This window comes from Nocardia sp. NPDC047648 (genome assembly GCF_040642815.1).
GTDB classification, from domain to species: Bacteria; Actinomycetota; Actinomycetes; order Mycobacteriales; family Mycobacteriaceae; genus Nocardia; species Nocardia gamkensis.
In genome coordinates this window covers 19,415-32,012 of the sequence record NZ_JBEYSX010000007.1, presented here as the reverse complement: position 1 = coordinate 32,012, position 12,598 = coordinate 19,415, and the positions used below count along the sequence as shown (strand labels likewise).

The window sequence follows — 12,598 nt, the reverse complement described above, 5'->3', positions numbered from 1 at the left end:
GGCCGGTGTCCCGGAAGCGCAGGATCGGACCCAGGCGCCGGCGGGTTCCGGCCCCGGCCTCGCTCGCGGCGCGGGCGGTCCGGATCCATCCACACTCATGCACAAGGAGAACTGATGCCCATCGACCCGAAGATCGCGCTCGGCGCGCAGCTGCCGAGCCGGGAGTTCGCCTGGACCCCCTCGGACGTGCAGCTCTACCAGCTGGGCCTCGGAGCGGGCACGCGCTGGACCGACTCCGCCGAGCTGCGCTATCTCGACGATCGGGACCCGCAGGTTCTGCCGACCTTCGCCACCGTGGCGGCGACGGTGCGCGAGACCGAGCCGCCGCGGGTGAGCTTCCCCGGCATCGAGATCGACCTGGCGAAGGTGGTGCACGGTCATCAGGAGGTCGAGGTGCACCGGCCGATCCCGGCGGCGGGCAAGGCGACCAAGGTCAGCCGGATCGCCGAGATCTGGGACAAGGGCTCGGCGGCGGTCATCGTCCAGGAGCACACGGTGACCGGTTCGGACGGAGCGCCGCTGTGGACCGAGCGCTCCTCGATCTTCGCCAAGGGCGAGGGTGGCTTCGGCGGCGAGCGCGGCCCCGGCACCAAGTCGGAATTGCCCGACCGGGCACCGGATTTCGACGTCACCACGCCGACGCTGCCGCAGCAGGCGCTGCTCTACCGGATGTCCGGCGACCGCAACCCGCTGCACTCCGACCCGGAATTCGCCCGCGCGGCCGGGTTTCCCGCGCCCATCCTGCACGGATTGTGCAGCTACGGCATCGTCTGCAAGACCGCGACCGACACCGTGCTCGACTCCGACGCCGGCCGCGTCATCGGATTCCGCGCCCGGTTCGCAGGCGTGCTCTACCCAGGCGAGACGATCCGCACCCGGATCTGGCGGCAGGACGACGTACTCACCATCGCCGCGACCGTAGTAGAACGCGACGACGCACCTGTCCTCGGCGACGTCTCCCTACGGATCGGCCCCGCCTGAGCCATACGCAGCGCGCTGTCGATGCTGGGACCGCTTGCGGATACCCCCGGCTGCACCGTGGGACTTCACTCGACCCATCTGTATAACTCTGTGTTCCGGTTCGACTCCGAGATGATCGTGACGCCGTACCTGTTCCGTGCCCGTGGCTACCAGCACACGGCGCTGCATCTGCGCCAGTTGTCGCAGCACGGGATATTCGAGTCGTTCGCCGACCAGTTCGAACAGATATGGGGCACTGTCACCCCGTACTCGACGACGCAAGGATTTCCCAATGGGCTCACGGCGTGACTACTACCGAGATCCGAACGCGCCACGGCCGAACTCGCTGAAGCCGGGAGCTTCCGCGCTGGTGACCGACGAGGACGGGCGGGTGCTGATGCAACGCCGTGGCGACTCGGGTAATTGGTCTCTACCCGGTGGAATCATGGAGGTGGGCGAGACTCTGGAGGGTTGCGCGGTTCGGGAGACCCGCGAAGAGACCGGACTGGACATCGAGATCACCGGCTTGCTCGGTATCTACACCGACCCTGAGCACGTGATCGAACACGCGGACGGTGAGGTCCGGCAAGAGTTCGCAGTGGTCTACTACGGCAGAGTGACCGGTGGGAGGATCTCCGTGTCTGATGAATCGACCTCTGTCGAATTCCTACGACTCGAAGAACTCGAGACGCTGCCCGTACACGAGACTGTTCGGCTCCGGTTGCAGCACCACGCCGAACAGCGCACGACTCCGTATCTGGGTTGACCGCGAGTTCAGCCGAGAGATCACTTTCTACGGCCGCGCGTTCGATGTCGTCGCGAAGCGGCCGCGGGCGTCAGCCTTCCGGGTGTCCGTCGTAGACGCGGATTTTGTATTCGGTGGTCTCCAGCGCCAGGCCGAGCTCACGGATCTGCCGCGTGATTCGGTCTCGCTGGTCGAGCATGATGCGGCGGCGTGCCGGGATGGTGCTCGGGCCCTGCTCGACGAGCAGGATGTAGCGCCTGAGGTCGGTCATGGTCATGCCGGACAGGCGCATCCGAGTGAGGAAGATGAGGCGGCGCAGGTCGAACGCGGAGTACTCGCGGTACCCGGAGGCGTTGCGAGCGGGCCGCACGAGTCCCTCCTGCTCGTAGTACCGGAGGGTGTGTGTCGACAGTCCGACCAGCCTGGCGGCTGCGGCGATACCCTTGGGCACCGCCGCGGCCTCGATCGTGGCGTCGTCGAACAGCTCATGCAGCGCATCGATCGCCGACGAGGATGGCCCGTCGCCGGCAGCGAGGATGCTTTCGATCAGCGCTTCGGTGGCCATGGCCCACAGCGTACGGCGATCAGAACGCGCGCACCGCGGGCGGCATGCCCGGGAAGTCCGCCGACTCGCTCACAGACGCCCATTTTTCGACGTCCTCGAGCGCACCACGGTAGACGCGGGTGAGATTGCGAACCGCCTCGGCACCGAGCGGAAGCCGGAGCGGCGCGCCGGGGGTGTCGAGCATGTCGCGGATCACCCGGGCGGCGCGTGCCGGATCGCCCTCCTGGATGCCGTCGGCCTCGGCCATGTTCGCGCGCACGGCATCGATCACCTGATCGTAGATAGAGCTCTGCTGCGCTGTGTTGAGCACGTCGGCGGCATTGAACGCGGTGCGGAAGCGACTGGGCTCGACGATGAGGACGCGGATGCCGAACGGTGCGACCTCGCCCGCGAGCGCCTCCGACCAGCCCTCGAGCGCGAACTTGCCAGCTGAGTAGCTGCCGACGGCGGGGAACGACATCCGCCCGCCCTGGCTGCTCATCTGCACGATCGCACCCGAGCGACGCTCCCGCAGGTGGGGCAGCACGGCACGCACATAGGCGGCCGGGCCGAACAGGTGCTGCTCGAGCATGGCCCGCAGCTCGGCATCCGTGATCTCTTCGGCGGCACCGACCTGTCCGGCACCGGCATTGTTGACGAGCACGTCGACGCGCCCGAACACCTCCAGCGCCCGCTGCACCACCGCAGCCGCTCCCGCCGTGTCGCGCACATCGTGCTCGATGGCGAGGAACCGATCCCCGTACCGCGCCTGGAGCCCGTCGAACCGGCCGGCCCGCCGCGCGGTCCCGATCACATGCTCGCCGGCCGCGAGTGCCGCCTCGGCGAGCGCCAGGCCGAGGCCCGAACTCGCACCCGTGATGATCCATGTCTTTGTCTCGCTCGTCGTGGTCATGACCCCGACGCTAAAGCTTCGAGCGCGCTCGAAGGCAAGTCGCGCTCAGGCTCGGCGAGGCGACGAGCGGTCGGCCCGCTTGATCCACTGCGACGATCTCGATCTCGATCTCGGCACGGTGCACGCCGGGGAGCGCGCAGATGCGCTCAGCGAGGTGCCGGTGCAGGTGGCCGCCGTCGGCGAGCTCGAGGAACGCAGGATGCGAGTGACGCCGTGGTCGTCGCGGCGGAGTGCACGTCAGCCAGCAGCGGCCATGCGCGGCGTCACCAGCCTGCTCGGCCCCGACCACCCCCAGTAGCATCCCGCCGCTTACTGACATCCGCCGGACCCGCTGGTCCAGGCAACTTCGTTGTTTGCCCTAGTTCCCGATCGCCACGCCCGCGTCGGGCGGCGACGCCCTGGATCACCAGGGCGTACAGCACCAGCACGAGCACCGGGGCGGCCAGCGGCGCCCAGGCCAGGCGCAGGGGTACGAGGGCGGCGAGGACAGCGGCCGCCGTGAAGCCGACCGCGCCGGCCACCGACGGGATCGTGGTGGGTACCACGCCGTGCGGCGCGGTCACCGTGGCGGCGTTGAGCAGGTAGGTCGTGGCCACCAATCCCGTTGCGGCGGAGGCGAGCACACCCGCGTCGGCGATGACCAGCACGCCGAGCGCGAGCAGCACCGCGCAGACCGCCAGCGACCGCAGCCACCAGCCGAGCCCGACGACGACGAGGGCGGGAACGCCGATCCACGGCTCCAGCAGCGCCACCGACGTCGCCAGCAGCACGCCGGAGAGAACGGCGAGGAATTTGGTCATCGGCGCACCCGCACGGTCCTGCGGTGCTCGGGAAGCGCCCGCATGATCTGGTCCAGGCGCGAGTCTTGCGGCCACGCCACGATGTCGACGCCGACGGTGCCCATGTCCCGGTACATGGCCGCGCGCTCGAGCTGCCACATCTTGGCCAGGATCGGGTCGAGGTCGTCCCGGAACGGCGTGCCGCGTAGCACGTCCACCACGACCACCACGTGGCCGCGCTTGCGCAGGTCGATCAGCGCGAGCGCGAACTGGGTGTCCAGCAGCGTGGAGAAGGCCACCACGATGGCACCGAGCGGTACGGCCGCGTGCGGCGCGAGGGTGCCGGTGGTCGGAATGTGCTCGTCGCCGACGTCGAGCACGGTGTCGACGATGCGGTAGAACTGACGGCGTCCGATGTCCGGGCGCAGCCAGCGCGGCGCCTGTCCGAGGCAGACCACCGCGGTCCGGTCGCCGGCCTGCAAGGTCGACTGCACCACCTGCGCCGCGCCGCGCACCGACAGCTCCAGCGAGTCGGTGGCCGGCCCCGGCGCCTGCTGTGAGGTGTCCACCAGCACAACGACGTCCGCGGAACGGTTGGTCAGCCGCTCGGTGACATACAGCCGCCCGCGCCGCGCGCTCACCGGCCAGTTCACGATGCGCAACTGGTCGCCGGGCGCGTAGGCGCGGATGTCGGCGTACTCGACACCGGGGCCGTGCCTGCGGGTCAGGTGGGTGCCGAGCCGCTCGGGAAGTTCGGTGCGCGGCAGACGCATTCGCTGCGGATCGGTGATCGGATACACGAACAGCTGACCCGCGGGCAGTACTACGGTGGCGACCGCGAGCCCGGCCGGGCTCAGCGCCGAGACCCGCACCGACACCGGGTAACGCCCCCATCTGCTCGCCGAGAGCGCGAGCCGCAACCCGGCGGGGGCGATTCCGGAATCGCTGGCCTCCTCGACCTGCATCGCCAGCCCGGTGCAGCTCTGCGGTTTCAGGCGCAGCAGCGCGTGCCCCTTCTCGACGAAGGCGGCGACGGTGAGCAGCACCTCCTCGGTCTCGAAACAGCGCAGCGTGCCGCCGCCGTCCACCTGGATCCTCGTCGAGGACTGCTGGAACCGCGCGGTGGCCAGCACGCCCAGCAGCGGCGCGGCGAACACGAGCAGCTGCCATCTGCCCAAGACCACCGCGAGCACCAGGGCGACCGCCGCGCACCCGGCGAGCATGAAGACCAGCGGTGCGGGCCGCCACCGCAATTCGGCGTCGACCGCGGAGCTGGCGTCGCGGTGCCTCATGTCACGGTGGCGCGCGGGACCGGCAGACGGCGCAGCAGCTCGGTGATCACGTCCTCGCCGCGAATGCGGCGCACCCACATCTCCGGCCGCAGCGTGATCCGGTGCGCCATGGCCGGTATCGCCAGCGCTTTCACGTCCTCGGGGATCACGTAGTCGCGGCCGAGCAGCAACGCCCGCGCCCGGGACATCTGCACCAGATCGAGTTCCGCGCGCGGGCTCGCGCCGACTTCGACCTGCGGGTGCCCCCTGGTGGCCGACGCCAGCGCGACGACATAGCTCACCACGTCGGGGTGCACGGTCACGTATTCGACCGATTGCCGCATCTCCAGCAGTCCGTTCGCGTCCACGACCTGGTTGACCTGCGGCTGCTGCGAGCCGCGCTCCAGCCTGCGGCGGATCATCGTGGTCTCGTCCTGCTCGGACAGATACCCCAGCCGCAGCTGGATGGCGAACCGGTCGAGCTGGGCTTCCGGCAGCGGGTAGGTGCCCTCGTACTCGATCGGGTTGTCGGTGGCCAGCACGACGAACGGTTGCGGCAGCAGGAACGTCTCGCCGTCGATGCTGACCTGTCCCTCGGCCATCGCCTCCAGCAGCGCGGCCTGCGTCTTGGGCGGGGTGCGGTTCACCTCGTCGGCCAGCAGCAGGTTGGTGAACACCGGCCCGCGGCGGAAGGTGAACCGGCCGGTGGACATGTCGTAGATCGTCGACCCCAGCAGGTCGGCGGGCAGCAGGTCGGGGGTGAACTGCACGCGGTTGAACTGCAGCCCGAGCGCGGCCGCGAACGATCTCGCGATGAGCGTCTTACCGAGGCCGGGTAAGTCCTCGATCAGCACGTGCCCACCGGACAGCACGGCGATCATGATCAACTGCAACTCGTCCTGCTTGCCGACCACGACCCGGGACAGCTCCCGGAGCACGGCCTCGCTGCGCTGGATGGTCACGTCCATCGGCATGGTCATTTGTGTACCCGCACTTGCCTCAACCCATTTCACATTCTCTGCAGGCGGCTCAGGATCTCGTCCAGCGCCGCACGTCCCGGTGCCCTGCTGGTCTGATCACGAAGGGCCGAATTGGCCGGATCCACCCAGCGCCACAATTCGGGCCCGAACTGGTGGATGCCCGCGGCCTCGACCGCTCGGCGGTTCTTCGCCACGCGCTGGCCGCTGGAGAGCTCGAACTCCTTGGCCAGCAGCGGACGCAGGTGCCGGTCCCAATCGGCACGGGTACCGTCCGCGCGGTCGGCGAGCATCTGCGCCCTGGCGTGCCAGCGTTGCAGCATCTCCGCCGGACCGTTCTCCATGTCCTCGACCTCGTCGTCCCCGGCCTCGGAACGCTCGAACAGCGACCAGACCAACCAGCCCAGCGCCACCGCCACCGGGATCCCGGCGACGATCAGCAGCAGCCCGCGGGCGCGCTCGACGGCCACCAGCTCGATCACCGCGACGACGATCACGCCGGTGATCACCACCCCCATCCGGTTCACGGGATGTCCTTCCTCGCCCGCCCGGTCACGCGGGCACCTCCCCTTGCAGGTCGGCGAGCACGATGCGCAGTAACTGCTCGGCCCGCATGCGCTGCCATTCGAGCATGGCGTGCGGGCTGAACCTGGCCTCCTCGAACAGCGCGACCAGCTCGCGGGCGGACGCGTCGTGCAGCGCGCCGCGTTCGAACGCGCGGGCCAGCACCTCCATCGGGGTGTCCGAGGCGAGCGGAGCGGCGGAGCGGTCGGAGGCCAAGCCGCGCTCCATCGCGACGTAGCAGGCGATGATCGCGGTGCGCGGATCCTGGCCCGGGGCGTTCATCGCGGCCAAGCCCATCTCGGCCGCGCGGGCCAGCGAGTCCGCCACGGTGGGAGCCGCCGGAGCCGCGGGCGCGGCCGCGGGCGCGGGCTTGCGCCGCGACGACACCGCGACCACGACCAAACCGCTCATCGCCACCGTCACCAGGCCCGCCGCCGCGATTCCGGCCAGCACCAGCGCCGTCCCGGTCAGCTCCGCCGACCTCGGGTCGTATTCGGTGGGCGGCGCCGGTGTCCCCGGCTCCGGGGCGGCGCCCGTGGTGGTGGCGGGCGCCGCCGGGCGCGCGGGCTCGCTCGGCCTGCTCGCGCCGATGAAGTAGATCGCCGACGCCGCCGCGAACAGCACCCCGAGCAGCGCGAGCGCGCCGAGCACCACCAGGCCGGTCCGCCCGAGACGCCACTGCCTGCGCTCCTCCTCCCGTTCCGGCTCGGGCATGGCCAGCGGCAACCGGTGCTGACTGGCGATCACCCCCGCCAACAGGATCACGATCGACACGCTGAGCAGCACCGGCATCAGCGCGACCGACAACGCCGACGGTATGTGCCTGCGCGGCCCGGATTCGGCAATTCCTGGGATGTATCCGTGCAGAGCGATGGCGGCAAAAGCCAGCAGCGTGATCAGGACGATCACGCGCGATATCGGCGCTCGCGCCCGGGCCACTGGCTACCACCAAATCTGAGTACTGCACAAAACAGCCACATAGTTACATGCCGGGCGGTCCGCTCGGGATGGAATGGAATACTTCGGAGTCCCTCCTCTTAAACCGCACCTGTGTGGGGCTCCGGCGGGCACTCCGGAGCGGCGGCGACTACCGGGCCATTTCGGTCGAGGACTGGGACAATTCACAAAGCCGACTCGCCAAACGTGAGATATCCGGCACTTCCCGGACGTCCCGCACCAGCTCATCGAGCACCGAAGACGCGACGACGACGAGTTCGCGATCGGTGTCGTAGAGAACGTCGACGAGGTTCACGAAACGCATCGACCAGGCGGGCGGAACTTCGCGCAGCGGGGGTACATCTCGTATTTCCCAGTGCGGAAATCGTTGGGCCAGCGCCACATAATCCGCCGCGGATGTTGGGACACCGCACAATTCGGCGAAGTCGATGACGAGAGCGCCGCCGTCTACGGCAATGGCGCGCAATCTCCGCGTGCCGATGGAAATCTCGACCGGTGATTCATCGAGGCGTTGTGCCGCAGCACGTTTCCAGACACCGGTGGCCGCCGTCGACAGCGTCTTGCGAGCCGCGGGATCCACGAGATATCGACCGGCGGCGAATCCGGTACGGGAACAACGGGAGCCCAAGGAGCGATAGTCGGTCGCGCCGTCTACGGCCACGACGTCCATGTTCGCGAGAATCCGCTCGATCGTCGGCACGAACCGGTTGTGGAACAGCGGATTCGGCAACAGCTCGCCCGGCGGATAGTTCGAGGTCACCACCAGTGCGATCCGGCGGGCGAACAGCGCGTCGAGCAGTCGCGCGATCAGCATCGCGTCACCGATGTCGTGCACGTGGAATTCGTCGAAGCAGACCAGCAACGCATCGCCGAGCAGCGCGTCCACCGCGGCGTCGATCGAGCCGGACGCATGCGCCGCGGCGTGCAGACCGGCGAAGAACTGGTGAAAGTGGTAGCGCCGCTTACGTTCCGAGGCGACCTCGGCGAAGAACCGATTCATCAGCATGGTCTTGCCGCGACCGGGTCTGCCGTGCAGATAGACGCCGCGGCGGCGCCGGGCCGGCCGGCCGCGCCGATCCACCAGTTCGCGCAACCGCGCCGCCGCCCGCGCCTGATCGGAATCCCACTGGATGATCTCGGGTTCCATGACACCTCCTCGTCCTCTACATTTGTAGAGGACGAGTCCGCTTCGCGGCAGGAAGGGTGATCATGTCCACAGGCGACCGGCGCGTGCTCCTTGTCGACACGGCTATCGAACTGATCGCGGCGAGGGGCCTGCGCGCGCTCACGCACCGCGCGCTGGACGCGGAATTGGGCCTGCCCGCCGGATCGGCTTCCTACTACTTCCGCAGCAAACGCGCGCTCATCGAAGCCATCGTGGACCGGATCACCACCCGATCCCGCGACGATTTCGCCGCCGCCGCACTCGCGCCGACCGGTGCCATGGCGCCGGAATCGATCGCCGTGGCCATCGCCTCCTGGCTGGACCGGCTACTGGCCGAACGGCGCGCGCACCTGATCACCCGGCACGCTCTGCTCATCGATTTGCTGGACGATCGGGACCTGCATCCCCGGCTCGTACGCAGTCTGTTCTCCACCGACCGGGCCCGAGACCTCTTCCGCGCGATAGGTGCGGCCGACCCGGAGACCCGGGCGGACGACTTCGTCGCCGTCGTCGAGGGAGCCGTCTTCGACCGCTTCGCGGGCAACCGCACCGCCCTGCGACCGGACACACCGGAAAGCGTGCGGCAGCTCGCCCGCATCCTCGCCGCACACCTGAGCGCGTGACCGCCGCCGTCAGCGCGGCCAGCCCCGCTGACTGTAGGTCTCGCCGGTGAGGTAGCCGCGGATACCGGCGGCCGGATACGGGATGAGATTCTCCGGCAGCCGCGCGAGCGGAAACCACCGTAGCTCGTAGGACTTGTCGGGCTCGCGGTTGATCGGCTCACCCGCCCAGCGGCGAGTCTCGAAGAACAACCCGATCCGGGCTTCTCGCCCGGTATCGACGACGTGCGCGGAATGGACGTGCCGCAGATCCGCCGGATCGATCAGCACGCCGACCTCCTCGCCCGCCTCGCGGACCACCGCGGCGAGCGCTGACTCCCCCGCCTCCAACTTCCCGGCGGGCAGGTGCCACAACCCGTCGAACTCGTCCGCGCTGCGCCGCCTGCTCAGCAACAACTCCGCGCCGCGCAGCAACAGCACATGCACGTCCACTACATGCCGGACCACCACCGGCCCCAACCTACGCGCCGCCGCGATTCACCCGAGGCGGGACCGACACCCGGTCAGCACTTCGCACCCGCCGTAGCGGGTGCGGAGCGAGACCCGAGTGCGCGAAGCGAGGATCAGCCGGTGGTGAGGACCAGGCCGGAGGTGGGGACGCCGGTGCCCGCGGTGACCACGATGTTGGTCAGGTCGGAGACCGGGTTGACCGAGGTGCCGCGAATCTGGCGCACGGCCTCGGCGATGCCGTTCATACCGTGGATGTACGCCTCGCCGAGCTGGCCACCGTGGGTGTTGAGCGGCAGGCGGCCGCCTGCCTCGATGGTGCCGCCGGCGATGAAGTCCTTCGCCTCGCCCCGGCCGCAGAAGCCGAGCTCCTCCAGCTGCATGAGGACGAACGGGGTGAAGTGGTCGTAGAGGATCGCGGCCTGCATGTCCTGCGGGCGCAATCCGCTCTGCGCCCACAGCTGGTCACCGACCAGACCCATCTCCGGAAGACCGGTCATGGCGTCGCGGTAGTAGCTGGTCATCACGTATTGGTCGGCTCCAGACCCCTGGGCGGCAGCGGCGATCACGGCCGGACGCTGCGGCAGATCGCGGGCCCGCTCGGCGCTGGTGACCACGATCGCGACGCCGCCGTCGGACTCCTGGCAGCAGTCCAGCAGATGCAGCGGCTCGGCGATCCACCGGGAATTCTGGTGCTCCTCCAGCGTGATCGGCTTGCCGTAGAAGAAGGCGGCCGGGTTCACCGCGGCATGCTTGCGATCGGCCACGGCCACTCGGCCGAAGTCCTCGCTGGTGGCCCCGTAGACGTGCATGTAGCGCCGGGCGACCATCGCGACCTGCGCGGCCGGCGTGCCGAGCCCCTGCGGGTAGGACCACCCCGCGTCGATGCCCGACGAGGTGGGCGCGGTGGCCAGCGCCGTGGAGAACTGCCCGAACCGCGACACCGACCGTTCGTTGAACGCGCGATAGGCCACCACCACATCGGCGATTCCGGTGGCCACCGCCATGGCGGCCTGCTGGATGGTGGCGCAGGCCGCGCCGCCGCCGTAGCCGATGTGGCTGAAGAACTTCAGCTGCGGAATGCCGACCGCCCTTGCGACGGCGGCCTGGGTGTTGGTGTCCATGGTGAACGTGGTCAGGCCGTCCACGTCGGCGGGCGTCAGGCCCGCGTCGGCCAGCGCGGCGGTGACCGCCTCGGCGGCCAGTCGCAGTTCACTGCGGCCGGAGTCCTTGGAGAAGTCGGTGGCCCCGATGCCGACGATGGCGGCGCGGCCGGAAATGCTCTGCTCAGACATCGGCCCTCCGCAATGCGATGACGGCCGTGGCCGTGATGTGGTCGCCGAGACTGTCCTTGCCGACCACGTCGATGTGGATGTCGTCGCCCTCCAGCGCGGTCACCGCGCCGGTGAGCGTCAGCGTGTCACCGGCGTACAACGGCACGCCCAGGCGCAGCGCGATCGACTTGACGACGGCGCGCGGGCCCGCCCAGTCGGTGACGAAACGCTGCACCAAACCGGTGTCGGTCAGGATGTTGACGAAGATGTCCTTCGAGCCGCGAGCGACAGCCTTGTCCCGGTCGTGGTGCACGTCCTGGAAGTCCCTGGTGGCCAAGGCGGTGCTGATCACGAACGTCGGGTCGGCGTGGATCACCAGCTCGGGCAGCACCGTGCCGACGCGCACGGCGTCCGGTGTCACGGCGGCGGTCATGAGACCACCTGCCAGACCGGCAGGCTCGCCTCGTCGTCGAGCTTCTCGAAGCCCACCTCGACCGGCAGGCCGACCCGCACCTCGGCGGGGTCGATGCCGCGCAGTTCACCGAGCATGCGCACGCCTTCCTCCAATTCGACCAGCGCCACCACGAACGGCAGCTGCCGCCCCGGCACCTTCGGCGCGTGGTGCACGACGTAACTGAACACGGTGCCGCGCCCGGAGGCGACGACGTAGTCGGTCGGCTTCGACTTGTCCTGCCAGATGGCCGGAATGGGCGGATGCCGCAACGATCCGTCCGGCAGCCGCTGGATGCGCAGCTCGCCCGCTTTCGTTCCCTCCCAGAAGAATTCGGTGTCCCAGGAGACCAGCGGCTTGACCCGCTCACCCGCGGCGGGTTTCGGCGCCGCGGTGCCGGGGGCGAATTTCAGCAGGCGGAACAGCATCTCGGCGACCACCTCGTCACCCACCCGCCAACTGGTCCGGAAGGTGACGAACCATCCCTCGCCCAGCGCGGTGCGCTTCGGGCCGCGGATATCCGACAGCGTGCTGGTGACCGAGACCTGCTCGCCGACTTCGAGGTAGCGGTGGTAGGTCTGCTGACAATCCGTGGCGACCACGGAGGTGTAACCCGCCGCGTCGAGCAGCTCGGTGGCCGCGCCCATCGGGTCGTCGGCGGGGCGGGAGCCGTTGAGCCCGAACATCGTCCACACCTGGGCCATGGCGGGCGGCGCGACGACGCCGGGATGACCCGCCGCACGGGCCGCCTCCTCGTCGACATAGATCGGGTTGGCGTCGCCGAGCGCCTCCACCCAGTTGTTGATCATCGGCTGGTTCACCGGATCACGCCCGAAACGGGGCGCGCACTCACCCGCCGCCCGAATGGCCTCGGCTGCGGCGATGATCGCTTCCGGAGTAGTGGTTTCCGGCACGCGCGGCTCCTTCACTC

At 69.3% G+C, this 12,598-nt stretch carries 17 protein-coding genes; 5 read left to right on the top strand and 12 right to left on the bottom strand.

The genetic code is table 11. The annotated features are described in order from the left end of the window. Positions 1-114 precede the first annotated feature (114 nt). From ABZ803_RS16530 to ABZ803_RS16520, 3 genes are all read left to right on the top strand, one after another. The gene (locus tag ABZ803_RS16530; RefSeq protein WP_357038247.1) at positions 115-981 is read left to right on the top strand and encodes a MaoC/PaaZ C-terminal domain-containing protein; all 867 of its coding nucleotides are present in this window, start codon (positions 115-117) and stop codon (positions 979-981) included. Positions 982-1,071: 90 nt separating this feature from the next. Next, positions 1,072-1,269 (top strand): hypothetical protein, encoded by a 198-nt coding sequence (locus tag ABZ803_RS16525; RefSeq protein WP_357038244.1) that lies wholly within the window; start codon positions 1,072-1,074, stop codon positions 1,267-1,269. After that, a complete protein-coding gene (locus ABZ803_RS16520; protein WP_357038241.1) occupies positions 1,253-1,726 on the top strand; it encodes an NUDIX domain-containing protein in 474 nt (157 codons plus the stop codon). The genes ABZ803_RS16525 and ABZ803_RS16520 overlap by 17 nt, the downstream gene beginning before the upstream one ends. Positions 1,727-1,796: 70 nt before the next feature. On the opposite strand, the gene ABZ803_RS16515 is transcribed toward ABZ803_RS16520, so the two are convergent. Then, on the bottom strand, positions 1,797-2,270 hold the full coding sequence (locus tag ABZ803_RS16515; protein WP_357038238.1) for a MerR family transcriptional regulator: 474 nt from the start codon (positions 2,268-2,270) through the stop codon (positions 1,797-1,799). A 19-nt stretch (positions 2,271-2,289) separates the two neighbouring features. Continuing rightward, positions 2,290-3,162, bottom strand: coding sequence for an SDR family NAD(P)-dependent oxidoreductase (locus tag ABZ803_RS16510; RefSeq protein ID WP_357038235.1), 873 nt, complete (start codon positions 3,160-3,162; stop codon positions 2,290-2,292). Between ABZ803_RS16510 and ABZ803_RS16505 the strand changes: the two genes are divergently transcribed. Next, a complete protein-coding gene (locus ABZ803_RS16505) occupies positions 3,161-3,460 on the top strand; it encodes a hypothetical protein (RefSeq protein WP_357038232.1) in 300 nt (99 codons plus the stop codon). The two genes, ABZ803_RS16510 and ABZ803_RS16505, sit on opposite strands and share 2 nt — an antisense overlap. On the opposite strand, the gene ABZ803_RS16500 is transcribed toward ABZ803_RS16505, so the two are convergent. The 6 genes from ABZ803_RS16500 to zapE all read right to left on the bottom strand — a co-directional run bounded on the left by ABZ803_RS16500 (position 3,426) and on the right by zapE (position 8,857). Further along, positions 3,426-3,962: a hypothetical protein gene (locus ABZ803_RS16500; RefSeq protein ID WP_357038229.1), complete on the bottom strand. Its 537-nt coding sequence runs from the start codon at positions 3,960-3,962 to the stop codon at positions 3,426-3,428. The two genes, ABZ803_RS16505 and ABZ803_RS16500, sit on opposite strands and share 35 nt — an antisense overlap. Then, entirely contained in the window at positions 3,959-5,233 is a 1,275-nt protein-coding gene (locus ABZ803_RS16495) for a DUF58 domain-containing protein (protein ID WP_357038226.1), read from the bottom strand. Before ABZ803_RS16495 ends, ABZ803_RS16500 begins: the two co-directional genes overlap by 4 nt. After that, positions 5,230-6,192, bottom strand: a complete 963-nt coding sequence (locus ABZ803_RS16490) for a MoxR family ATPase (RefSeq protein ID WP_357038223.1) — start codon at positions 6,190-6,192, stop codon at positions 5,230-5,232. Before ABZ803_RS16490 ends, ABZ803_RS16495 begins: the two co-directional genes overlap by 4 nt. A gap of 29 nt (positions 6,193-6,221) precedes the next feature. Beyond that, complete coding sequence (locus ABZ803_RS16485; protein WP_357038973.1) at positions 6,222-6,707, bottom strand: hypothetical protein; 486 nt, start codon at positions 6,705-6,707, stop codon at positions 6,222-6,224. A 34-nt stretch (positions 6,708-6,741) separates the two neighbouring features. Beyond that, positions 6,742-7,662 carry a DUF4129 domain-containing protein gene (locus ABZ803_RS16480; protein WP_357038221.1) on the bottom strand — a complete coding sequence of 307 codons (921 nt, stop codon included), beginning with the start codon at positions 7,660-7,662 and terminating at the stop codon, positions 6,742-6,744. A 178-nt stretch (positions 7,663-7,840) separates the two neighbouring features. Continuing rightward, positions 7,841-8,857 carry a cell division protein ZapE gene (zapE, locus tag ABZ803_RS16475; protein ID WP_357038218.1) on the bottom strand — a complete coding sequence of 339 codons (1,017 nt, stop codon included), beginning with the start codon at positions 8,855-8,857 and terminating at the stop codon, positions 7,841-7,843. 62 nt (positions 8,858-8,919) lie between these two features. Between zapE and ABZ803_RS16470 the strand changes: the two genes are divergently transcribed. Further along, entirely contained in the window at positions 8,920-9,498 is a 579-nt protein-coding gene (locus tag ABZ803_RS16470) for a TetR family transcriptional regulator (RefSeq protein WP_357038215.1), read from the top strand. Positions 9,499-9,507: 9 nt separating this feature from the next. On the opposite strand, the gene ABZ803_RS16465 is transcribed toward ABZ803_RS16470, so the two are convergent. From ABZ803_RS16465 to ABZ803_RS16450, 4 genes are all read right to left on the bottom strand, one after another. Beyond that, positions 9,508-9,945 (bottom strand): NUDIX domain-containing protein, encoded by a 438-nt coding sequence (locus ABZ803_RS16465; protein ID WP_357038212.1) that lies wholly within the window; start codon positions 9,943-9,945, stop codon positions 9,508-9,510. 113 nt (positions 9,946-10,058) lie between these two features. Then, positions 10,059-11,237, bottom strand: a complete 1,179-nt coding sequence (locus tag ABZ803_RS16460; protein WP_357038209.1) for a lipid-transfer protein — start codon at positions 11,235-11,237, stop codon at positions 10,059-10,061. Then, the gene (locus ABZ803_RS16455; protein WP_357038206.1) at positions 11,230-11,649 is read right to left on the bottom strand and encodes a MaoC family dehydratase; all 420 of its coding nucleotides are present in this window, start codon (positions 11,647-11,649) and stop codon (positions 11,230-11,232) included. The genes ABZ803_RS16460 and ABZ803_RS16455 overlap by 8 nt, the downstream gene beginning before the upstream one ends. After that, entirely contained in the window at positions 11,646-12,581 is a 936-nt protein-coding gene (locus ABZ803_RS16450; protein ID WP_357038203.1) for an OB-fold domain-containing protein, read from the bottom strand. Before ABZ803_RS16450 ends, ABZ803_RS16455 begins: the two co-directional genes overlap by 4 nt. Positions 12,582-12,598: the final 17 nt, after the last annotated feature.

Coding starts and splice junctions, on each gene's coding strand:
- ABZ803_RS16520 (WP_357038241.1), top strand. CDS start 1,253: ATGGGCTCACGGCGTGACTACTACCGAGATCCGAACGCGCCACGGCCG.
- ABZ803_RS16490 (WP_357038223.1), bottom strand. CDS start 6,192: ATGACCATGCCGATGGACGTGACCATCCAGCGCAGCGAGGCCGTGCTC.
- ABZ803_RS16530 (WP_357038247.1), top strand. CDS start 115: ATGCCCATCGACCCGAAGATCGCGCTCGGCGCGCAGCTGCCGAGCCGG.
- zapE (WP_357038218.1), bottom strand. CDS start 8,857: ATGGAACCCGAGATCATCCAGTGGGATTCCGATCAGGCGCGGGCGGCG.
- ABZ803_RS16515 (WP_357038238.1), bottom strand. CDS start 2,270: ATGGCCACCGAAGCGCTGATCGAAAGCATCCTCGCTGCCGGCGACGGG.
- ABZ803_RS16460 (WP_357038209.1), bottom strand. CDS start 11,237: ATGTCTGAGCAGAGCATTTCCGGCCGCGCCGCCATCGTCGGCATCGGG.
- ABZ803_RS16455 (WP_357038206.1), bottom strand. CDS start 11,649: ATGACCGCCGCCGTGACACCGGACGCCGTGCGCGTCGGCACGGTGCTG.
- ABZ803_RS16470 (WP_357038215.1), top strand. CDS start 8,920: ATGTCCACAGGCGACCGGCGCGTGCTCCTTGTCGACACGGCTATCGAA.
- ABZ803_RS16505 (WP_357038232.1), top strand. CDS start 3,161: ATGACCCCGACGCTAAAGCTTCGAGCGCGCTCGAAGGCAAGTCGCGCT.
- ABZ803_RS16485 (WP_357038973.1), bottom strand. CDS start 6,707: ATGGGGGTGGTGATCACCGGCGTGATCGTCGTCGCGGTGATCGAGCTG.
- ABZ803_RS16510 (WP_357038235.1), bottom strand. CDS start 3,162: ATGACCACGACGAGCGAGACAAAGACATGGATCATCACGGGTGCGAGT.
- ABZ803_RS16500 (WP_357038229.1), bottom strand. CDS start 3,962: ATGACCAAATTCCTCGCCGTTCTCTCCGGCGTGCTGCTGGCGACGTCG.
- ABZ803_RS16495 (WP_357038226.1), bottom strand. CDS start 5,233: ATGAGGCACCGCGACGCCAGCTCCGCGGTCGACGCCGAATTGCGGTGG.